Annotated in this window: 14 protein-coding genes and 1 pseudogene; 10 read left to right on the top strand and 5 right to left on the bottom strand. The window is 56.0% G+C overall.

What is annotated here, in order from left to right; translation table 11 throughout:
* Positions 1-387 precede the first annotated feature (387 nt).
* The 9 genes from KR51_RS14065 to KR51_RS21030 all read left to right on the top strand — a co-directional run bounded on the left by KR51_RS14065 (position 388) and on the right by KR51_RS21030 (position 14,398).
* Positions 388-1,053: a hypothetical protein gene (locus KR51_RS14065; RefSeq protein ID WP_156915121.1), complete on the top strand. Its 666-nt coding sequence runs from the start codon at positions 388-390 to the stop codon at positions 1,051-1,053.
* Between the two features lie 1,857 nt (positions 1,054-2,910).
* Positions 2,911-5,544, top strand: a complete 2,634-nt coding sequence (locus tag KR51_RS17685; RefSeq protein WP_084202474.1) for a cellulose binding domain-containing protein — start codon at positions 2,911-2,913, stop codon at positions 5,542-5,544.
* 269 nt (positions 5,545-5,813) lie between these two features.
* The gene (locus KR51_RS14055) at positions 5,814-6,818 is read left to right on the top strand and encodes a glycosyltransferase family 2 protein (protein WP_022608713.1); all 1,005 of its coding nucleotides are present in this window, start codon (positions 5,814-5,816) and stop codon (positions 6,816-6,818) included.
* Between the two features lie 12 nt (positions 6,819-6,830).
* Entirely contained in the window at positions 6,831-8,423 is a 1,593-nt protein-coding gene (locus KR51_RS14050) for a hypothetical protein (protein ID WP_022608712.1), read from the top strand.
* A 55-nt stretch (positions 8,424-8,478) separates the two neighbouring features.
* Positions 8,479-8,817, top strand: a complete 339-nt coding sequence (locus KR51_RS14045; RefSeq protein WP_022608711.1) for a hypothetical protein — start codon at positions 8,479-8,481, stop codon at positions 8,815-8,817.
* A 626-nt stretch (positions 8,818-9,443) separates the two neighbouring features.
* On the top strand, positions 9,444-10,922 hold the full coding sequence (locus KR51_RS14040; RefSeq protein WP_022608710.1) for a cation:proton antiporter: 1,479 nt from the start codon (positions 9,444-9,446) through the stop codon (positions 10,920-10,922).
* 142 nt (positions 10,923-11,064) lie between these two features.
* Entirely contained in the window at positions 11,065-13,287 is a 2,223-nt protein-coding gene (locus KR51_RS14035) for an N-acetylmuramoyl-L-alanine amidase (RefSeq protein WP_051358216.1), read from the top strand.
* Between the two features lie 41 nt (positions 13,288-13,328).
* Positions 13,329-14,162, top strand: coding sequence for a glutamate racemase (murI, locus tag KR51_RS14030; RefSeq protein WP_022608708.1), 834 nt, complete (start codon positions 13,329-13,331; stop codon positions 14,160-14,162).
* Positions 14,163-14,269: 107 nt separating this feature from the next.
* On the top strand, positions 14,270-14,398 hold the full coding sequence (locus KR51_RS21030; protein ID WP_269634916.1) for a hypothetical protein: 129 nt from the start codon (positions 14,270-14,272) through the stop codon (positions 14,396-14,398).
* Between the two features lie 171 nt (positions 14,399-14,569).
* Here the strand turns inward: KR51_RS21030 and KR51_RS14025 are convergent, their stop codons facing one another.
* On the bottom strand, positions 14,570-15,076 hold the full coding sequence (locus KR51_RS14025; protein WP_022608707.1) for a TIGR00725 family protein: 507 nt from the start codon (positions 15,074-15,076) through the stop codon (positions 14,570-14,572).
* Positions 15,077-15,408: 332 nt separating this feature from the next.
* Positions 15,409-18,009 (bottom strand): annotated as a pseudogene (gyrA, locus tag KR51_RS14020) (DNA gyrase subunit A); the annotation flags it as partial.
* A gap of 268 nt (positions 18,010-18,277) precedes the next feature.
* Between gyrA and KR51_RS14015 the strand changes: the two are divergent.
* Positions 18,278-19,213 carry a histone deacetylase family protein gene (locus KR51_RS14015; RefSeq protein WP_022608704.1) on the top strand — a complete coding sequence of 312 codons (936 nt, stop codon included), beginning with the start codon at positions 18,278-18,280 and terminating at the stop codon, positions 19,211-19,213.
* Between the two features lie 306 nt (positions 19,214-19,519).
* Here KR51_RS14015 and KR51_RS14010 read toward each other — a convergent pair whose 3' ends face one another.
* The 3 genes from KR51_RS14010 to KR51_RS14000 all read right to left on the bottom strand — a co-directional run bounded on the left by KR51_RS14010 (position 19,520) and on the right by KR51_RS14000 (position 22,243).
* Positions 19,520-20,089 (bottom strand): DUF3172 domain-containing protein, encoded by a 570-nt coding sequence (locus KR51_RS14010; protein ID WP_022608703.1) that lies wholly within the window; start codon positions 20,087-20,089, stop codon positions 19,520-19,522.
* Positions 20,090-20,213: 124 nt separating this feature from the next.
* Complete coding sequence (locus KR51_RS14005) at positions 20,214-20,819, bottom strand: 50S ribosomal protein L25/general stress protein Ctc (protein WP_022608702.1); 606 nt, start codon at positions 20,817-20,819, stop codon at positions 20,214-20,216.
* Positions 20,820-20,851: 32 nt separating this feature from the next.
* The gene (locus tag KR51_RS14000) at positions 20,852-22,243 is read right to left on the bottom strand and encodes an adenylosuccinate synthase (protein WP_022608701.1); all 1,392 of its coding nucleotides are present in this window, start codon (positions 22,241-22,243) and stop codon (positions 20,852-20,854) included.
* Positions 22,244-22,334: the final 91 nt, after the last annotated feature.

Here is a 22,334-nt window from a genome sequence, read left to right as displayed (position 1 = left end):
AAAAGTCTGCAAGCCTTGCACGGCAAAAGGTTTAGGGTCTCCGTATAAGAGTTCATGAATAATCCAGGCTAAGCGGATATTCTCTCTCGATACCAAGTTGTTTTATCCAATGTCCAGAACTCCCGCACCGTCCAAACGTTCGGAACGAACCTTTCGAGCGAGGCGCACAAACGGGTTTATTTGCACTTATTCGACGGTATACGCCATTACTCGCGACCAAGATTTAACCCATATTTAACCAATCGCACCTTGCATTCAACGAGTTGGAATAGGAGTATATTTTCAGAAACTAGCAGCACGCAGAACAGAGAGCTGTAGTTTTAGTGGAAAGATTCCCCGGAGCTCTTCTCCAAGCCCAAATGTATTTCGAATGCTCAACCAAGGGTTTTGACAATGGTTTCGACAATATTTGCAGCATACCTTTTACTTCAGCTGGGTTTGTTCACCTGGTCCTTTTCCATATGCGGCCCGGCCTCCTTCCGCTTGTGGTTCCTGCGCATTATGTTCGCTGGAATAGCCTACGACAACCTCATGCTGGTGCTGGGACCGACCTGCATTGGCCGCAACTGGTATCTGCTTGCCAGCTATCCGCGCTATGTATTGCACGCTGCTATTTTGCCGTTCATAACACTGTTCGTCCTCTCTGTCATGCAGGTGACCGGCGTGGGACTGGGGGACAAGCCACCCTTCATACTCTTTTGTCTGGTGTTCACTTGCATAGCGTTAGTTTACGGGATGTGGCATGAGGTTCTGCGTCTGGAGCTCGCGCCAGAAGATACACTGGATCACCCCCGGCTGGCTAGGACTTCAAAGACTCCACCCCTGGCAACTATTGCCACCAATTTTCTTATTTTGCCACTAGCGGTAATGATCTGGCATCAAAGTGGCAGGTGGTTGCTCTTTGCAGGGTCGCTCTTTATCTTCCTGGTCAATAGTGTATCCGCAGAAAAGAACTGGGGTTATATTGCCCGCAACGGAGCCGAGGTAATATTCATGTGTTCGCTCCTGATCACCGAGAGTTTCCTTGTTAGCACTAGGTTGGGGTCAACTTAATGCCCGGGGTCTTTATCGACGCTAGTTTCAGTCGACTGCCTAACTCAGGCAATAACGGCAATGGTTTCGCCATGCTGGGGCAGTTTTAAACGGGACTGCTCGGGTACGCCTGCATTCACTTCCCTAAATAGAGCAAACTCTCACTGCAATGTTCGCAGACAATGGACCGATGGAATTTCAAGATGGCGAACTGAACCATGATAGTTTCTTCGCTGCACCCCTGGAAGTTGAGCCCATTCTCCACAGAATCTTAAAGAGCCTCGACAAGGCTGCGGTAACTATCCCTTTTGGGGAGGGAGGCAACCTGCTCGGTTGATTCGTTTCCATCCCTGCCTGTCACCAAACTGATGGTCTAGATCTGCGGACTGGGCCTGGCGATAGCAAGATCCTTGTAGCTGCAAACTAGGTGCCACAACCGAATATGTTGCATAAGTAGGTCAACTTAACAGAGGAGCAGATCTGGTCAGTGCTAGATTGCTACTTTGTGTTTTCGAGCAATAGCTGGTGCCCAGCCGTGTAATTATTGATATTTGCCAAAGATAGTCGCTAACCTCAAGTCGTTGAGGAGTAGCAAAATCCAACAAGATGAGGACCTCGAACATGTATCCGAGTTCTATGGTTAAGTATTTCTCTGGAAATTGGGGTTTTTCATCGCAAGCTGGGAGGTTTCACCATCGCATGTCTGGACAAGTATGTGCAGAACCAGGGAGGAACAGACGGCGATTTGAAAGGCCTTTAGCTCTTCGATCGCCGTCTTTTCTCCCGACAATTACCTCTTCGAGGTGGTGCACGTGAGCCCCGAGTAAAACTGAAGCGCGATGCTCTTGTTTGTGCCATGAACATTGCTTTGCGAGGGTTCTGCCCCTTCAGCACCCCCACTGTACTGCGGACCCAAGAGATCGATAATGTTGCCTTGCTTGGCGATTTGGAACCATCCCGCAGAGAACTAGAGATGTGCGGCAGTCCTAAATTGCCTCCACGTCCCCAAATCGATCTCAGAATTTTACCAGGGCAAGTTCACAGCGCGATCGGCTTCAGAAAGCATCCCCGGCTTCCTCGCCTACTGCCCGATCCCATCGGTTGCGTTAACACTGCAACGTCAGTGTGATTCCGCAGAAACAGGGCGGCGATCGCCCGAGACTTTGATAGTTGACAGATCGGCACCAGGCTGTCAGATTTTTGATGATGCTTGATAAGCTTAGCCAAAAGCTAAACGCATCCCGAAACTGCAGGCTAGTATGAACCGAGAAATCTACACATTCTCGTTAGCTTCTGTGATTATTCTACAAAGGGCCAGTGAGTACGCCCTCATATTTCAGCCATCACTCAACAATTTTTCTGCTTAGCAAGTGCGCCTCGATTCTTTAAGTAGATCTGCAGATGCTCATTTAAAACATTACGTTCTCCAAAAAAGCTGAAATACCCATAAAAGTATTTTTTCTAGTGTCGTCCACGATCGCAGTCTCGAAACAAAATGAAGAAACGATACTATTCTTAATTGTTCTTGTTTGACTTCATATATGATGCTGGTTAGTATGAAAGACGTCACTTGTTCATTTACTGGGATAAGAGTCTTTTTCGGGGCGATCTACGGACTATTGGCAGGCCTCCACAAAATTAATTTTTAGTCATCAACATCGCCCGATTGAAGAAAATTGGGCAAGTCAATCATTTCAAATTCCTCAAAAATTCCTTGTTGCAGAAAGTCTGTAGACTGGTCGGAAAGAGTACGTCTTTTCTGGAAAGCTGGATCGCATTGGTGTCATATTTGTACTTCGCACAGGGCTAGTATGTAGAGCTTGCAGGGGGCGGTGAGCCTCCACTACTACTCTCGATACACAACGAAACTCTCGGAGCATGACTATGAATTACACAGTTGACTTTGTTGTGACACAGGACTGGGTCAATGGTTTTGAAGGTGCGATCGCTCTAACAAATACATCCGCTCTAGCCTTGGAAGATTGGACCCTGGAGTTTACAGCTGATTTTGAAATTACCAGTCTCTGGGATGCTAGGATTGTTAGCCGTAATGGCGATCGCTACACGATCGAATTTGCCGATTATAATCCGGATCTTTCCCCCGGTGAAACCATTACATTTGGCTTTATCGGAATCCCCGGTAGTACCGGGATTACTTCTCCCACTGATTTCTCACTCAATGGCAACCCATTGGGGGAGAACAACGCTCCGTCTCTTTTTGTCGCCGATGCTGAAATAACCGAAGGTGATAGCGGCATAACCTATCTCAACTTTCTCGTTACCCTGGATCGGGCTAGTACGGACGTGGTGACCGTTGATTTTGAGACCGTCAATGGAACTGCCTTAGCCGGAGAAGACTATAGTGCCCAGAGCGGTACCCTCTCCTTTGCTGTTGGTGAAACCAGTAAAACCGTTCAAGTTGCGATCGACGGCGATACACAGGTTGAACCGGACGAAACGCTTCAGTTGAGATTAAGTAATGCCTCCGGCGCGGCAATTGCCGATGCCCAAGGAACGGGAACTATCACCAATGACGACACTAATGTCGGCTCGGTACTCTCATCAGTGCTGACGGGACAGAGCGGTCAATCGGACGTCTTTAGCTTCACTTGGAATTGGGGCAGCAACACCACCATTGAGAATTTCGACCCGACTGAAGACACGATCGATCTCCGGCCATTTTGGTTTCCCAGTACAAATGAATTTACGATCCAAGATACCGGTAATGGTAGCGTTTTAATTGATATTCCCAGCAACAACCAGACCGTCACCATTGCAGACATCACGGCGGATCGGTTGATAATTGGCGAAAATCTACTCTATCAGCCGGACAATAATGGCGGAGGAACGTTACCCCCTTCGGAAAACTCCTTTGAATTAGTCGGCTATGAAGATGCCCAAGGGGACGCATTGCAAATCACCCTAGATCGAGGTGTTTCCAGCCTGACCCTCAACTTTGACGGTGACGCCAGCGATCTGCGCCTTTCCACCAATAATGGTGCTGTCATCGAAGCTACACTGAATCCTCTCGGTGACGGTACCAGTGAAATTCTGCTCGACGGGCTTGATGCAGGTCGGGCGTCGTTGCAGATTGAGAATGTTGCCACGGGTGAGGTGCGTTTTGTTGGCGTCCGTATCCGCAATGAAGATGGGACGCTCCCCAACGCTTCCGACTACGTCACCGTTGGTTCCGTCAGTGAAGACTCTGCTGCCGATCTAAATTTCTGGCAGGATTTTGGTGAAGGGCTTGCCAACAAGCGCGTCGATTCTCGCTATATCTACCTCAACGGCGGACCCCTCAATAATCCCTTTAATCCCGACCCTAGCACTCCTATCGGCTGGCGCTCTTGGGGTGACGGTAATCGAGTCCGTTCTTACATCGAAGAGAGCATGAAACTCGGAATGACACCGACTTTTGTGTGGTACAACATTCCTGACGGTGGCGAGAGCTATACCACGAACCTGTTGCACATCCAAAGCAACGACTATATGCGAGGATACTTTGAAGATCTAAAATTTGCCCTTGATGAGATTGTGACCGTTGCGGGCGATGAAACAGTCAGCACGATTCTAGAGCCGGATTTCTTAGGCTATCTAGCTCAGAACTCTGGTTCCTTGCCCCAGGATATCTCGGCACAAACGTCTGCAATTTATGAGTTAGGCATCTTAGACAGCTCGGTCGATCCATTGTTTGATAATTCCGTGCGGGGTCTCGTTCAAGCCATCAATTACACCATTTCCAAATACGCCCCAAACGTTGAATTTGGATGGCAGTTCAATCTGTGGGCAAGTCCAGCCGGTGGGTTTACCAATGTAGGCATCCCCGGTAAAGGCATTGTCCATCTGACAGAAACCCTTGGATTTGAAGAAGGCAAGCAAGCAATCATCGACGAAGCTGTAGCGATTGCAGATTATTATAAGCAAGCCGGTGTCCTGAGCTACGGGGCAGACTTCATCAGTATCGATAAGTACGGATTAGATGGCGCAGCAGCTAGTGCTGGTGCTGCAGCCGATCCACAGGATTCAATTTGGTTCTGGAACCACGACTTGTGGAAAAACTACCTGTTGCTCGTTGAAACTCTACATGCCGAAACGGATAAGCCTGTAACCCTGTGGCAACTTCCCGTAGGCCGCATCAACGGCAGCCAAGCGGAAAATCCCTACAGCCCCGATGGTGTTTTTCCAGATCTACTTAACGTAGCAACCCAATACGAAGATTCTGCTGGAACCTTCTTTTTTGGCGACACTTTCATTGTTGATGACCCCGAACGCTTGGACTACTTCAGTCAAAACAGGTGGCAAGACACTGGCGTCTCAGTTGAAGGAAATGTCATTACCTGGGCTCCGAACTTTGAAGATGTTGCCGTTGCCGGTGTAGACAATGTTCTCTTTGGTGCGGGCGTTGGCATCAGTACCGATGGGGTGGGAGACCCGCCGACCGATGGTTACTGGTGGATTAGCCAAGTTCAAGAGTATTACGCCTCTTTGAACACCCAATTGCCTTCATTCTGAGCTGTTTCGTGCTCGGGGATGAGCGCGAGTAAACAACAGCAAAAGCTCGATGAGGGAATCAATGAATTCGGCACAGAAACCAGCGTCGCGGTTAGCGCTGAAGTATTGTGGCGACTGAAAGAGGGTGCTTGCGTTGGGTAGGAGCAGTCGGGTGCAGGTCGGCGCGGAGGAACACGCACGCGGATGCTTTAATGAACGATAGTGTCGGCAGGTAGGCGCTCTGAATCGCTCGAAACCGATATCTGTTGTCGTGGTTAGGAGAAGCGTCCTTGACCAAACTCGTCATTCAGATTCCGTGTTTCAACGAGGAGGCAACCCTCGGGACGACCTTGGCGGATTTGCCGCGCCAGGTACCGGGGGTCGACACGGTCGAGTGGTTGATCGTCGATGACGGCAGCCGCGATCGCACCCTCGAAGTCGCCCAAGCAGCCGGCGTCGATCGCATCGTCCGCCACCCCCACAACCAAGGACTGGCTAGGGCATTTCTGACCGGAATCCGCTCTTCGCTGCAAGCGGGCGCGGACATTATTGTCAACACCGATGCCGACAATCAATATTGCGCTGCTGATATTCCCAAACTGATTCAGCCGATTTTAGACGGACGTGCAGAGATCGTCATCGGCACGCGGCCGATTCTGCACATTCACCACTTCTCGCGCGCCAAAAAACTCTTACAAAACCTCGGCAGTTGGGTCGTCCGCCTTGCCAGCAATACGTCTGTGCCCGACGCTCCGAGCGGCTTCCGGGCCTTCAGCCGCGAAGCGGCCATGCAGCTCAATGTGTTCAACAGCTACACCTACACTCTAGAAACGATCATCCAGGCCGGACAAAAAGGCATGGCGATCGCCTCGGTGCCGGTGCGGGTGAATCCAGATTTGCGACCGTCGCGTTTGGTAAAAAGCACGCCGCGATATGTCTTGCGCTCGGCGACGACCATTCTGCGGATTTTTATGCTCTACCAACCGCTGCGGTTTTTCCTACTTTCGGGGAGTATTCCGTTTGGGTTGGGGTCTCTGCTCGGCATCCGCTGGCTCATTTTCTTTGCCTTCGGTAGCGAGCGCACGCGCGTCCCGAGTTTGATCTTGGCAGCGATCTTGATCCTGATCGGCGTGCAGTTGTGGATGTTTGGCTTGATTGCCGACTTATTAGCAGCCAATCGTCGCTTGTTGGAAGATATTCAATTGCGCATGCGACGCCAAGACGCGATCCAAGATCGAGAAACACGATCGCCCCAGCCCCCGCCACAAGGCAAACCGATGGCACCGCACGGATAATCACAGGCCCCGATGCAGAAAGATCTCTTTGCCCGGATCGCGATCGCGCAGATTCCCAAGATCCTGACGCTCATGGATCGTAACCCGCACAGCCCGACCTACGGCTGTTGCGATCGCGCTTTTTGGCACTACAAGATCCTCGACTTCCCCAGCGGCATGTCCCAGGAATTCGTCTGGTGCTTGGCACTTGCCTACGCAACGAATTGCCCGGACAATCCCTATTACCAACAGCCTGCCTGCCGCGATTGGGTAGATGCAGGAATTCTTTACGCCGCCCGCAGCGCTCACCAGGATGGTTCGTGTGACGACTATTTTCCGTTCGAGCGAGCAGGCGGCGCCGCAGCGTTTTCCTTACTTGCGTGCATCGAAAGTTACGCGCTCTTAGACCTCGACAACCCTGCCATGCTCGAGTTCTTCGCGCGCCGAGCAGAGTGGCTCGCCCATCACGACGAAAGCGGGCGTTTAACCAACCACCAAGCTCTGATCGTGCTGTGTCTAGAACGTTTGGGCAAACTGTTATCAACTTCGCAATGGGACCGTGCCAAATCCAGGCGATTAGAACGCATTCTTGACTGGCAAAGTGAGGAAGGATGGTTCCCCGAATATGAAGGTTGCGATCCCGGTTATCACACGCTCACGATCGCGTGTTTAGCAAGCATCTACATGCAGCGCGCAGACGAGCGCATCAAAGAATCGTTGATCGCTGCGGTTGATTTCGCCGGTCAGTTCTTACATCCCGACGGCTCTTACGGTGGCGAATATACGAGTCGCAATACCTATAACTTCTTTCCACACGGGTTCGAGCTAGTAGGAAAATGGTATCCCGATGCTTTGCGCGTGAATGGCGGCTTCTTGCTGGGGTTAGAGCGCGGGCTCGGACCCTGTTATTGGGACGATCGCATTCTCGGGCATCATGCTTGGAACTACCTATTGGCGTGGCGCGATTTCGTTGCCGAGCGACCGCCAGCCGCCCCGCGATCGCGGGGTCGTCTTTGGTTCCAGGACGCGCAGATTCTGATCGATCGACGTGCCGACAGCGAGCTGTATTTGGCATTAAACAAGGGTGGCACCTTTAAGCTATTCCGTCATGGCAAGCTAATTGCCTCGGATACCCAGTTTTCGCTCGCCGTGCGACAGGGCAACAAGCTCCAAAACGCCGTGGGACATCTCGTCGATCGCTACGATGTCGAGATTGACGGGGAGCGAATTTGCATCCGCGGGCACCTGGGTTGGGCGAAACAAACGCAGATGACGACGGCGAAATTGATCATCCTACGACTCGCCATGTTCGGGTTCGGTCGCTTCTTCCCCAACCTCATTCGCCGGATTTTACAGAAACTTTTGATTGTTGGAAAAAAGCAAGCGCCCTATCGATTTCAGCGTATCCTTCACTGGCAAGACGATCGCCTGCTCGTCAGCGATACCCTACACGCGCAGTCTTGGAATGCCGTCGAGCGCGTCGGGATTGGTTGCGATCAAACCTCGATCTACGTTGTCATGAGCCGAACGTTTCAGCGCGGACAACTACAGCCGTGGTTGGATTTAAGTACATGCGCTCGCGCTTGCTCGCCGGCAGAGCCTCTGCGGTGCGATCGCGAACTCTGAACGGCACTAAAATTACGCCCATCACCTGCCCTAACTGTCGTTCCTGGCATGACTTATGAGCCGCATGACGTTCCGACAACTGCACCGTAAGGTCGCCCCAATTGTAATGTTGCCGCTGTTCGTCACGGTTCTGACCGGTGTCAGCTACCGAATTAGCAAAGATTGGTTCGGGCTCGGTCGCGATCGCGTCCATTTCCTCATGACCATCCACGAAGGCGAGTACTTCGGGAAAACCCTAGAACCGGTTTACGTTTTGCTCAATGGGTTGGGCGTCCTGTTCATGCTCGCTACTGGCATGGCAATGCTGGCTAGCAGCATCGGCAAGTCGGGCTGGTGGCGATCGCTGCAATCTCGCTTCGCTCGTCCGCAAGCCGACGACTCGTCATCCGGTTGAGCAACACCCGCCAGCTCGGAACGCATCTATCAGTTTCTCTTTTCAAATCCATCACGAATGCTCCTGGAACCCAAATGGTCGGGGGGAGCGCTCTATGGTTAGATGTTTATCAATGGTCGAATGGTTTTGCATAGATTTGATGCGAGGGTCGTGCGTGCTCGGTCCGCAAAAGCGTTCGGGAGGGTCCCGGCGGAGATGAAGCGTTCTGAAATCGTGCTAACGAGCATCTCTTGCAATGTACTGAGCTTGCTCTAGAGCGAGCTTTCCGAAGGCATCTAGCTGCTGCCGAGCGCAATTTGAGATTGCGTCCGGTGAGGACCCTCGGGGTTCACAAACACGCCGGCACTCGAGATCTATCCTCCTCGGGCAGTGGATCGGAGCAACTGCAGTTGTTGTCTAACGCACAGCAGGTGTCCCCAGAGACGCGTAAGTTGGCTCGATGCCCGGATGTAGCCCGATCGACCATCTGGGACGATCGCCCAGCTCGTTCTCCAATTCGACGCACGCGATCGCTCGTAGGGCCACCCCCTTCACTTAGGATGGGATGAAGTTAAAACAAATCTTAAAGATCTACCTCGAGCCCTACCGAGGTGGGTTGACGCCGACGTTTGTGAGGTTGAGACGGAATGAGCTTTGCCCCTTTCACTGCGGAACTCGTTGCCTGGATGCCCCCAGGTATGCGTTTACCGCTGGTTGCTGCTGCCGAGGTCGCCGCTAAAGAAACAGGCGGCGTCGAAGAATCCCTAGTGGTCGCGGGAGTCCTCCTCAGTTTGGTGGCAATCTTTATTGCCAGCAAACTCGGTGGCGAACTGTGCTCGCGCATCAACCTCCCACCCGTACTCGGCGAACTGGTCGGGGGCGTGTTGGTTGGGGTGTCGGCGCTGCAGCTGCTGGTTTTCCCTGAAGGCGGCATGCAAGCCACCGATTCGCTGCTGATGCAATTCCTCGAAAGTACGGCAGGCATCGCGCCAGAGACAACCCAAGCAGTATTCACCAGCGAGAGCGAGGTCATATCCCTGCTGTCCGAACTGGGCGTCATCATCCTGCTGTTCGAAATCGGTTTGGAATCCGATTTGAAAGAACTCATCCGCGTCGGCCCCCTAGCTGCGGTGGTGGCGGTTGTCGGGGTGGTTGCGCCGTTTGTCGCCGGAACGGCAGGGTTGGTCTATGTCTTCGGCGTACCGACCGTACCGGCAATCTTTGCTGGCGCAGCACTAACGGCAACGAGCATCGGCATCACGGCAAAAGTGCTGTCGGAACTCGGACAGCTCAACTCCCAGGAAGGCAAAATCATTATCGGGGCAGCCGTCCTCGACGACGTCCTCGGCATCGTCGTGCTGGCGGTAGTCGCTAGTTTGGTCAAAACCGGTGAGGTGGAGATCGCCAACGTGCTCGTCCTTGCGGTCAGTGCGGGAGCATTCTTGATCGGCGCGATCGTGATCGGACGCTTCCTCAGTCCGCTGTTCGTCAAGCTCGTCAACGAGATGAATACGCGCGGGCAGTTGCTGCTGATGTCGCTGATTTTTGCCTTTGCGCTGGCTTACATCGCCAATATCATCCAACTCGAAGCTATCCTTGGCGCCTTTGCCGCCGGTTTGGTACTGGCAGAAACCGAGAAGCGTCACGACTTACAGGAAAAAATTGAGCCGATCGCCGACTTGCTCACGCCTGTATTTTTCGTGTGCGTGGGGGCCAAAACCGATCTCGGCGTGCTCAATCCCTTCGAACCGAGCAATCGCGAGGGGCTAATTATCGCTGCTTTCTTGATTGTTGTGGCGATCGCGGGCAAAGTAGTGACAGGTTTCACGATCTTCGGGAAACCGGACATCAACAAGTTAGCGATCGGCGTCGGCATGATCCCCCGCGGCGAGGTCGGTTTGGTGTTTGCCGGGGTCGGGTCGGCGAGCGGCGCGCTGACCGAGTCCACCGAAGCTGCCATTATCGTCATGGTGATCCTGACGACGTTCCTCGCACCCCCGCTGCTGCGGGTGGTTTTCCAGGACGAGCCGCAACCGACTCCGAGCCCAGCCTTAGACGCCGTGTCCGGAGCTATCGTCGAGGAGAAAACGGTCGAGGCCGTGGAGGCTGCTGGCGAGCAGCGCTAAGGCGAGGGACGGGCGCCGAACTCACGAATTGCATTGGCAATTCGTGCTTTAAAACCGACAAGATTTGCGAATTCGCCCGCGCCCCCCGTGAGCTTCGTGCTAATCTCAGCCGGGAAACTTCGCCGCCGCGATCGCCGTCCGCTTGGACCAGGCCGCGCGATCGCATCAACGGTCGGTTCAATTGGGGTTGACTGCCTGGGGCGATCGCGTCGGCAGCCGCACGCCCGTCCTGCACGAGGAGCAAGACACTGTGAAAGTTCACCCATTGCTGTTGGGGTCGCTGGGTGCGGCGTCAGTCGTAACGTTAGCGGCACCCGCGCGCGCGGGGCAGCTCGTGTTTTGGCGATTTGAGGCGGAGCAAAATTTGCTCGTGTTCCGCACCGATGCGGGCCTGCGGCCGCGCGCGCAGCTCGTGGAGGGCCCCACGCGCGTCGTCGTCGATTTGCCAGGAACGCGCTTGAGTGGTGGTCCGTTAGTGTCGCAGCCCGTGGGCGGGGCAGTCCGCGAGGTACGCGCCGGCCAGTTCGACGTTCAAACCGCCCGCTTGGTCGTCGAACTCGCTCCGGGCTATACCCTCGACCCCCAGCAGATTTCCATTCAACCGACCAATTCCACGCAGTGGTTGGTGCGTCTGCCGCAACCGCAGCGCGAGACCCTTACGGCTGCGCCTTCCGATATTCCGATTCCGCTAGCTGTGGGCGGTCAAACAAGATCGGCTTCATTAACGCCCGTCGTCGACCGCACGCCCCTACCGCCGTTGATCCCGAGCGATCGACCCGTCACCCAGTCATCGGTTGCTGCCGCCCCGGCTCCCCCGCCCGACCGCACGCCGCTGCCACCAACGATTCCGCGCAATCGCCCGGTTGCCCCATCGCCTATTGCTGCCACCCCGACTGCCCCGTCACCATCCGACCGCACGCCGCTGCCGCCGCTGATTCCGCGCAATCGCCCTCCGGTTCCCGTGCCGGCCGAGCGCTCTCAGGCGACAACGGTGCCGGAGAATGCCCCCAACCCCACAAACGCCTTCGCGGTCACGCGCAACGGCCTGGTCTTGAACTTGGTGGGCGGTGCTGTGGAGGACATCGATGTCGACCGCAGCAGAGACGATCGCCAGATTACTATTGACTTTCGCTCTGCCACCTTGCCGCCGGAGTTGCGGGCACAGCGGCTGCCGGTCGAGCGCTATGGTATTAGCTACGCCGAGTTCGACGCCACCGATCGCGGCGGTCGCATCACCTTGCATGTCGATCCCGATACCCCGGATTGGAATGCGATTCCCAGTAGTTCGGGTAGTTTGGTGCTATTGCCCAAGGGCGGTATGGCTGCTGTGCAAGGTATTGCAACGCCACCGGTACCCGCCAACGTGCGCGAAGCTGCTGCACCGCAACTGGCGACGATTCAGTCCGTCGAGCTGGACAGCAATCGGCAAATCCGCGTCCGAGCCGATCGCGCGATCGACGCTACCGAAAGTTGGGATCCGCGCACGGGCGTCCTGCGGCTGACCATCCCGCAAGCACAGCTGTCGCGACAGTTGCAAGGACCGCAACTCAGCAGCACCGGACCGATCGCACGCGTCCGGGTCCAGCAAGAGGGCGAGAACGCGATCGTGCAAGTCGAAGCGCGGCCAGGCGTCAACCTGCAGTTGGCTCAAGCCCCCGCCAATAACCTGATCGCCTTAAATATCAACAGCCTGCGGGACATTGCCCTGCCGCCGCGATCGCAACAGCCGCAAGCCACCGCGCGATACATCAACATCCCTGCTGCATGGCAAACAGGGGGTTCTTATCCCCGCGGCGTCTCACCAGGTGCACCGATTCCTCGCGGCAGCATGTTGGTTGTGATCGATCCCGGTCACGGCGGCAGAGACCCCGGCGCGATCGGGATCGGCGGCCTGCGCGAAAAAGACATCGTGATCGAAATCTCCCATCACGTTCGTCGAATTCTCGAAAGCGAAGGGATTAGCATCCGCATGACGCGTCAAGACGATCGCTTCATCAGCCTGGGTGGGCGATCGCAGCTGGCGAACAGAGCGCGTGCCAACCTGTTCGTGAGCATCCACGCTAACGCCATTAGCATGAGCCGTCCGGACGTCAACGGCTTGGAAACCTTCTACTATTCCACCGGCCGTCGTCTCGCTCAGGCGATTCAATCCAGCATGGTGCAACGTTTCAACATGCGCAACCGCGGCGTCAAGCAAGCTAATTTCCACGTGCTGCGACACTCGTCCATGCCGGCCGTACTGGTGGAGGTCGGTTTCGTAACCGGACGCGAAGATGCTCCGCGCCTTGCCGACTCGAACTTCCGGCGCGCTATGGCCGAGGCAATTGCCGAGGGAGTCTTGCGCTACGTCCGCCAAAACCGCTAAATTGGCAGGAAATTTACGCTGCTTAACAAACGCGACTGGATTTGGAATTTTCTGCGGCTCCAATCGGGATTTTCGACAGCGGCGTCGGCGGGCTAACCGTTTGGCTCGAACTGACGCGACAGTTGCCCTGCGAATCGGTAGTCTACTTTGGCGATACGGCGCGGCTGCCATACGGCACGCGTTCGCCGGATGAAATCTGCATTTACGTCCGCGAGATTCTGACGTGGCTGCAACTGCAGGGCGTCAAGATGGTGCTGATGGCCTGCAATACCAGCTCGGCACTAGCGCAAGACCTAGTGCGGACGGAATTTCCCGACCTGCCGGTATTGGGATTGATTTTGCCGGGCGCGCGCGCGGCCGTGACGACCGGACGGCGTATCGGTGCGATCGCGACGCTCGCCACGGTCGCTAGCGGGGCTTACCGCCGCGCGATCGCCGAAATCGACCCACTGGCGGAAGTGTGGGAGGTAGCCTGTCCGGAGTTCGTCCCTTTGATTGAAAGCGGTCGCCTGCACGACCCGCAACTCATTGCCGCTGCCGAGCGCTATTTAGCGCCACTGCGCCGCCAGCAAATCGATACGCTGGTCTACGGCTGCACGCACTATCCGCTAATCGCGTCGGTAGTCCGCAACTTGCTCCCGCCGACCGTAACCGGTATCGATCCGGCCCGCTATCTCGTCGCCGCTGCCGAGCGAGAGTTGGAGGCACTGGGCTTGAAGCGTTCGGGAGCGCCACAAGCGACGCGTTTCTGCGTCAGCGGCTCTTCCCAGCAATTCACATGCCTAGCACGTCAGTGGTTGGGATTCGAGCCGCCTGTCGAGTCCATTCTTCTGCCCCAGATTCCAGCATCGGTTCCCCTGGAGTCGTTAGATTAAGCCTCGATCTATCGGTCCTTCAGTCAGCTTCAGACAGGCGAGCGCGCGCGCAACGATGACGACGCGGGCAACGACGACCTAGTCGATCGTCGATTAGCGACAGTGTTGTGACGGTTGACATTGCGGTTTTTCAGCGATCGCCAGAGGGCTACCTGCCGGTGCAATACCAAATCGAGTTCCGCGCTGCCGATACGGCGCTGCGTTCTGCGAGCGCAGTGACGTCCGCGATTTCTTAAAGCGTGCCGCACCGTGCCGCTTCTCTTATCGTCGCGAGCAAATCGTAACGCCGGAGCAGGCAATCCTGCCGACAAGTCCGCTCCCGATTCGGGACTGGTTTTCATTAACTTCCAGCTGCCGAACTGAACGCTAACGCTATTCGAGCAAGACGCGATCGCGCCTCCGCTGGTTCATGCAAACCGATGTGCTTGCAGCAGCTCTGCTACCAACGAGCAAGCATCGCGCGGTGTTGCAGCTGAGGAGACCAGCCCATCGGTTGCAAGCTTGTGGAATAAGCATTCCCAATCAGCTCCACAGCCGAGCAAAACCACGGGTTTCCCAGCCTTGAGGGCGAGCGCGACCTCCGATAACGTGCCCAACCCTTCACCGCAGGCGACGAGTACATCGCTGCTGAGCGCATTGATTTGATTGCGTCCGCTACCGAGACCGGTAGCGATCGCGATGTCGACAGCGTTCGATGCTTCATCGGTACTAGACGTTGGGAGGATTCCCACGGTTAAGCCTCCGGCAGCCCGCGCGCCGCGACTGGCCGCGTCCATGACGCCGCACGCGAGACCTCCAGTCAGTAACACCCATCCCTGGCGAGCGATCGCGCTGCCGAGCGCAAACGCTAGCTCGCAGTCGGCAGACGTCGCGCCAGTTCCCGGTCCCATGACCCCCACAATTGGCCTTCGCACGGCTGATACTCGTGTCTTGTGGTTCTATCCAAATGCGCCCCCTGCGTTGGCGTGAGACTAGCGGGCAATTAGTTCCAGCGGAAGCAGCAACGACAATGCGCTCGGGCTGACAGCTGCATCCTTTGACAACTAGATCGACCCCAGCAAGCCCTCTATTCTTCTTCAGAGGAGCGATCGAGTTCGGCAGTAATAGATTCACCAGGAGTGGGTAGCGCATCCTCTGCACCATCTGTTATGGCTGCCTCCGGACCATTCGTTGCCGAGTCTCCGTCCGCGTTCTCGACCGCATCCTCACCAGCCTCTAGCGCATCAGCCTCTACCTCTAACGCATCCTCTTCATCGGCAGGCGGTGGTACGACTGCAACGGCAGCAATTGCGTCATCCTCGTCCAGTCGCTGCACGCGAACGCCCGTTGCCAGTCGCGATTGTTGGCTGATGGCATCGATAACTTGACGGATGATAATCCCGCGATTTGTTACTAACATCAACTCGTCGCCCGAATTAACAATGGTCAGCGCAGCCAGGCAATCTTTACCGCGGAACTTCATCACAGTTACGCCCTTGCCCGCTCGGTTTTGCAGCCGGAATTGCGTCACTGGAACGCGCTTACCATAACCGCCTGTCGTAATTGCCAATAACCAAGGCCCGGCATTAGCTTCCGTTTCGCCTGCTGCTAGATCGTCACTATCGTCAAGATCGCCGGGCTCGATCGCCTCGAGTTCGCCAACGGCCTCGGCGTCATCGTCGAGTTCGGAGTCGAAACCTGCCATGCCAAGGCGGTCGGTCACTTGTGCCGGCAAGATATCCATGCTGATTAATTCGTCACCGCCGCGCAGTTTCATTGCACGGACGCCGCGTGTTGCCCGACCGAGCGGGCGCAACTGGCGCCGATCGGTACGAAAGTGGATTGCCATGCCCGCCCGCGAACCGACGATCAGACTATCGGAGTTGCGGGCCAAGCGCACCCAACGCAACTCGTCGCCATCCCCTAACGAAATCGCGATCAAGCCGTTCGAGCGGATGTTACTAAAGGCCGACAGCGGCGTCTTTTTGACATAGCCGTTGCGCGTCAGCATCACTAGATATTCGTCTTCGGAAAACTCCGTCACCGGGACGATCGAGGTGATGCGCTCCTCTCGCGAAATCGGCAGCATCTGCACGATCGCGGACCCGCGGGCGGTGCGGGAGCCCGCAGGAATTTGGTAAGCACACAGGCTGTATACGACACCGCGATCGCTGAAGAATAAAACGCGATCGTGATCGCAGCAGCTGATAAATAAATCGATGCCGTCATCTTCCTTGATGCGAGCGGCCGATTTACCGCGCGTCGCGCGATTCTGCGCGTCAAAGGTACTGACCGGCATGCGCTTGATATAACCTTGCTCGGTCAGCAACACGATTGCCTGCTCGTTAGCGATCAAATCGAGATCGACGAGTTCGCCGTCAGCGGCTTCTATGACGGTACGGCGCGGGGTTGCAAACCGCTCCTTCAGCTGCTCGAGTTCGCTGACAATAATGTCATCAACACGCTCGCGCCGCGCCAAAATGTCGCGATAATCGGTAATGCGGACCAGCAGTTCCTCGTGCTCGGCAAGGATTTTGTCTGCCTCGAGAGCCGTCAAGCGCCGCAATTGCATTTGCAAAATGGCATCCACCTGGGCTTCAGATAGTTCAAAGCGCTCGATCAAACCAGCTTTTGCCGATGGCGTGTCCGCAGCTGCCCGCACGATGCGGATAACGGCTTCAATGTCGTTGAGTGCGACTAGCAATCCTTGCAAAATATGATCGCGTTCTTCGGCTTTCCGTAACAGATATTGCGTGCGCCGCCCGATCGTTTCGACGCGGAAATTGATAAATACCTGTAGAAAAGCCTTCAGCCCTAATATTTGCGGCTCGCCATCTACTAACGCCAGCATATTCGCACCGAAGTTTGCTTGCAGTGGCGTTTGTTTGTAGAGGTTGTTTAACACCACGCGCGGATATGCATCCCGCTTGAGTTCGATGACAACGCGCATGCCATCGCGATCGCTCTCGTCGCGAAGGTCGGCAATGCCATCGATACGCTTTTCGTTAGCTAGATCGGCAATCTTTTCGATAAGGGCAGCTTTGTTTGTTTGGTAGGGCAGTTCCGTGATAACAATGGCTTCGCGATCGGGCCGGCCGCGCTGCTCTAAAGTTTCAATAGTTGCGACCCCGCGCATGGTAATCGACCCGCGTCCGGTGCTGTAAGCATCGGCAATTCCCGCGCGCCCGAGGATAGTACCACCCGTTGGGAAATCCGGTCCGGGTACGATTTGAATCAACTCACGATCGCTCAAGTCGGCATTGCGAACCAACGCGATCGTCCCGTCAACTAATTCCCCTAAATTATGAGGAGGAATATTTGTTGCCATGCCAACAGCAATTCCCGACGATCCATTCAGAAGCAACTGCGGCAGGCGGGAGGGTAAAACCGTCGGCTCTTGTTGCGAACCGTCGAAGTTGTCGGCGAAATCAACCGTTTCTGACTCGATGTCCTGCAGCAGCGAGTCGCTGGAGATCGCACGCAGGCGACACTCGGTGTAACGCATTGCAGCGGGCGGATCGTCGTCGACCGAACCAAAGTTTCCGTGCCCGTCAATCAGCAGCTCGCGCATGGAAAAATCCTGCGCCATTCGCACCAATGCATCGTATATGGACGTTTCTCCGTGCGGATGGTATTTGCCGAGAACTTCCCCCACGACGCGAGCGCATTTACGGAACGGTCGGTCCGCCATTAATCCCAGCTCGTACATGGCGTACAAAATGCGCCGATGCACGGGTTTGAGCCCGTCGCGCGCGTCGGGCAGTGCTCGCCCGACAATCACGCTCATCGCATATTCAAGATATGACTGGGACATCTCGGTCCGCAGTTCGGTCGGGACGATCCGCTCCGGAGAATTGGAGAAGGTCATAAACGTTCGGGAACTCCGCTAAGATGCAAGCAAGTGAGACGTTCGATCCATCTAAAATTCTCGGATCAAACCTTGAGGAAAAAGGGCGGCTATTGCCAGTTATATACGGGTTAGACTGGCACGTCTTTCTTAACAATTATAGCTCAGTCTCTATGCAGTCCGAGATGCCTGAAATTGGGGCTCTGGGATACTTTGCAATAGCTTGACAGCGTTTCGACAGCGAACGACAAGGGAGTTTCTCTCGTGGCAGTTGCGGGAGGAGAAGCTAATGGTAACGATTATTTACTCGCCTGCATTTCTCGACCATGCTACGGGGCGTTTTCATCCCGAATGTCCGGCGCGGTTGCAGTCTGCGATCGCGGTCTTACGAGCGGCTCCTTGGAGCGCACGCCTGCAGTGGCAAACCCCGACGCCGCCAAGCGATCGCGACGCCCTGGCGTGGGTACGCGCGCTCCACGCACCCGAATACGTCGAGCGCGTCAGAGCAATTGCTGCTGGCGGTGGCGGCCGCCTAGATGCGGATACCCCTGTCTCTGCACGAAGTTATGATGTTGCGCTGCTTGCAGTAGCTGCGTGGCTGGATGGCGTCGATCGTGTGTTGGTGTCAAGGCAGCCCGCGTTTGTGCTGGCGCGACCGCCCGGACATCATGCCGAGCGAGAGACGGGGATGGGCTTTTGCCTGTTTTCCAATGCGGCGATCGCGGCACGATACGCTCTGACCCAACCACATATCGAGCGAGTAGCTGTTCTCGATTGGGACGTCCATCACGGGAACGGCACCCAAGCATTAGTTGCTGACTGTTCGCGGATTGCTTATTGCTCTCTGCATCAGTCGCCGGCCTATCCGTTTACCGGCAGCGATGACAAACGCTGCGACGACAACAACGTTTTGAACGTACCCCTGCCAGCCGGCAGCACGAGCGATATATACCGTCAGACATTTGACGATCGCGTCGTACCTTTCTTGCAGGCATTTGCACCAAATTTGCTAATTGTCAGTGCGGGATATGACGCCCATCGCGACGATCCGCTTGCAAGCATGTTGCTGCGGCCGGAGGACTACAGCTTTTTTACAGAACGCTGCCTCGATCTGACGCCAAAGCTGTTGTTTGGATTGGAGGGTGGCTACGACCTAGACGGGTTAGCTCAGTCAATTTTCGCAACTATTGCGCCCTGCCTGGGCGCCAGTATCAGCACTCCGTGAATTAGGGGCTCCTCCCAAATTACTTGCCGCGTTGCCGAACAACTGCGACCGATTTGGCAACTAGGCTTGAGAGTCTTCGAGACCGATCGGTTGGCGGTCGCAGCGGTTTCCATGTCTACACCAGTCAGGTTTGGAGAGCTCGCATTGCCCAGCAAGTGCCTCAGGGGCGGAGGGTGTCTCAAGCAAAATGACGATTGCCAACACTGTGGTGCTGGTTGCTCCGGTGCCAGCAGCGAACTATTCTACCGAGCGCGGCGGGTGGTTGTAGCTCGGTGGCAAGCACGGAACGTGCCGCCACCCCATTCCCTAGAATCGATCGGTTTCTGGTTTGGGGACGAGGGAACCTCCCGGCGTATCGCTAGTAAAGAGGTTGCCGGCTGAGTCATTCTGGTAAATGCAGTCGATGCGCGGCGATCCCTCAAGATTGCCTACAAATCCGAACGTGTTCAGGCGCTGCTTGCAGTCGCGAACTTGCTGGTCGTCGATCAAATTTTTCTTCTCGAGGATCGTCCAGTTCGTGCGACGCATAACGCAGCCCGGTTGCATAGCCGGCTGCGTGACGTAAACGCTGAACGGGTTAAACGTCAGAAACACGCGCATGTCCGTTACCACGGCGCTCGCGCCGTACTGCGCGCAAAACTCTGGGTTGGGCGCGCTGCGATCGATGACCTCACGGGACACCACGTTGCTCGGACTAAAGCTTGCCGACGTTGAAAAGATAATGCCGACACCGATCCCGATGATAAACGCGCCCAGCAACACGGCTAGCGTCGTGTAGTTGAATGGCGATGCCGCCGATCGCTCTGGTGGCCGACCCGATCGCGGCGGGGGGGGACCCGGACGGCGGCGTGAAGATGGAGCGGGTCTGCGAGCCATAATTGCAGCAAATTGCAGATAGTACGGGAGGTATCAGAGGCGAAGTAGCGTAGCCGATCGCCAATAGTATCCCGATCCTAGCGCCGGTTGCTGAGCTCGACACCGGGCGCGATCGCGCGATCGCTCACTCAGCTGTTTCTGACTCGGTTGCTGCCTCAGACGGCTGGGCTGCCCCCGTACGCGATGCGATGATAGACAAGACCGTGACGCTCGGATCGGTCGAAGCGGCAACCCCATCCGGCAGCACGAGTTCGCCCACTGTGAGGACGGTGCCGACGTCCATTGTCGTGACGTCGATGTCAATGGATTCCGGAACTTTCGTCGGATCGCATCGAACGGCTAGTTCGGTGACGACTTGGTCTAAGACGCCACCCTGCTTTGCGCCCGCCGATACCCCGACGATGTTGAGCGGGACAACGACATCAACCGAACTGCGACCGCGAACGGCGAAGAAACTAAGGTGGTAGATTTCTGCCTTCCACGGATGCGTCTGAACCTCGCGGATCAGGGCCGGCCCGCTCCAAGACAGGTCGGGGATTTGCACGTCGATTACGGTGCTGTTTACCGCTGCCGAGCGCAGCAGGCGTTGGGCTTTGCGCTCGTTAACGACGAGCGACATGGATTCCGTACCGCTATGGCCGTAAAGATTGGCAGGAATGAGTCCCTCGCGACGCAGCGCGCGGGACTTACTGCCTTCCGGTCGTTTCTGACATTCAATCGTGAGTGACATGGTTTTCGGTATGGTTGCGGTCGGGTGCAGGACTAAAAAGTTGAGTGAGTCGAGGACGAGCGCGCCCGGACAGTGTCAGCGTTGGCGACCTGGATGTCCACGGGCGCGCCGTTAGCATCGAGCAATGCGCGTTTGGGTCCGTGGATCGGGTCTTCGACGATGATCGTTTGGTCCCGGCTGGCACCGAGGGAAACGATCGCGATCGGCACCTTCATCAACTCAGCCAGGAACTTGAGATAGGTTAGTGCTTGGCGGGGCAGGTCTTCCAGGGTACGACAACTCGCCGTGGACTGCTGCCAGCCGGGCATCGTTTTGTAGAGCGGCTTGCAGCGTGCGAAGCGACTCGCACTGGTTGGATACTCGGTAAAGCGTTCCCCATCCACTTCGTAAGCGACGCAGACTTTGATTTCCGGTAAGGTGTCGAGCACGTCGAGCTTAGTGACCGCCAGGCAGTCCAGACCGTTGATCCGCACGGCGTAACGTCCGATCACCGCATCGAACCAACCGCAGCGACGGCGGCGGCCGGTCGTCGTCCCGAATTCCGCTCCGCGTTTGCACAGGGCCGTACCGATATCGCCGTCGAGCTCGGTCGGGAACGGTCCTTCCCCAACGCGAGTGGTGTAAGCCTTGGCGACACCGATGACGCGATCGATGGCTGTCGGTCCGACACCCGCTCCGACACAGGCTCCGCCTGCAACTGGATTCGAGGACGTCACGTAGGGATAGGTGCCGTGGTCGAGGTCGAGGAGCGTGCCTTGTGCGCCTTCAAACAAGATATTGCGGCGCTGGCGGAGCGCGCGGTCGATATGCAGCGAACTATCGACGACGTGCGGCCGCAGGCGTTCGGCATAGCCGAGATATTCGGCGATCGTTACCTCGGCATCCAGGGGCGGTAGCTCGTAGAGCTTCTCGAGAATGACGTTTTTGCTCGCGATCGTCCAGCGCAGTTGCTCGCGCAGTTCGTCGGGATCCATCAAGTCCAGCACGCGAATGCCCATCCGCTCCGACTTATCGGCGTAGGTCGGGCCGATACCGCGTCCGGTGGTCCCGATTTTGCGGTTGCCGCGACTGCGCTCGGATGCTTGATCGAACATTCGATGGTACGGCATCGTCACGTGGGCCGTCTGGGCGATCCACAAGTTGTCTGTGGAAACGTTAAGGGCTTCAAGGCGGTCCAGCTCTTCAATAAGCACCTTCGGGTCGATCGCCGTCCCCGAGCCGATAATGCACTCGGTGTCGGAATATAAGATCCCCGATGGAATGAGATGCAGCTTGAAAGTTTGGTCTCGGACGACGACCGTATGTCCGGCGTTAGCTCCGCCCTGATAGCGGACCACCACATCTGCTGATTTACTCAGCAAATCGACGATTTTACCTTTGCCCTCATCGCCCCATTGGGCACCAATAACGATAACGTTAGCCAAAGCTTTAATTTGACGCTACAGTGTTCGCAAATAGCTATTATCGCGAGTCTAGATAGCGGCTGTCAACTGTAGCGATCGACAGCAGCCGTCG

It is taken from the genome of Rubidibacter lacunae KORDI 51-2, assembly GCF_000473895.1.
Lineage (GTDB): Bacteria > Cyanobacteriota > Cyanobacteriia > Cyanobacteriales > Rubidibacteraceae > Rubidibacter > Rubidibacter lacunae.
The sequence above is the reverse complement of the archived record's forward strand: the minus strand, read 5'-3'. Positions and strand labels throughout refer to the sequence as shown.

What these genes read in the sequence shown, in the direction of transcription:
- KR51_RS17685 (WP_084202474.1), top strand. Translation starts at nt 2,911, where the DNA reads ATGACTATGAATTACACAGTTGACTTTGTTGTGACACAGGACTGGGTC.
- KR51_RS14050 (WP_022608712.1), top strand. Translation starts at nt 6,831, where the DNA reads ATGCAGAAAGATCTCTTTGCCCGGATCGCGATCGCGCAGATTCCCAAG.
- KR51_RS14045 (WP_022608711.1), top strand. Translation starts at nt 8,479, where the DNA reads ATGAGCCGCATGACGTTCCGACAACTGCACCGTAAGGTCGCCCCAATT.
- KR51_RS14040 (WP_022608710.1), top strand. Translation starts at nt 9,444, where the DNA reads ATGAGCTTTGCCCCTTTCACTGCGGAACTCGTTGCCTGGATGCCCCCA.
- KR51_RS14015 (WP_022608704.1), top strand. Translation starts at nt 18,278, where the DNA reads ATGGTAACGATTATTTACTCGCCTGCATTTCTCGACCATGCTACGGGG.
- KR51_RS14010 (WP_022608703.1), bottom strand. Translation starts at nt 20,089, where the DNA reads ATGGCTCGCAGACCCGCTCCATCTTCACGCCGCCGTCCGGGTCCCCCC.
- KR51_RS14005 (WP_022608702.1), bottom strand. Translation starts at nt 20,819, where the DNA reads ATGTCACTCACGATTGAATGTCAGAAACGACCGGAAGGCAGTAAGTCC.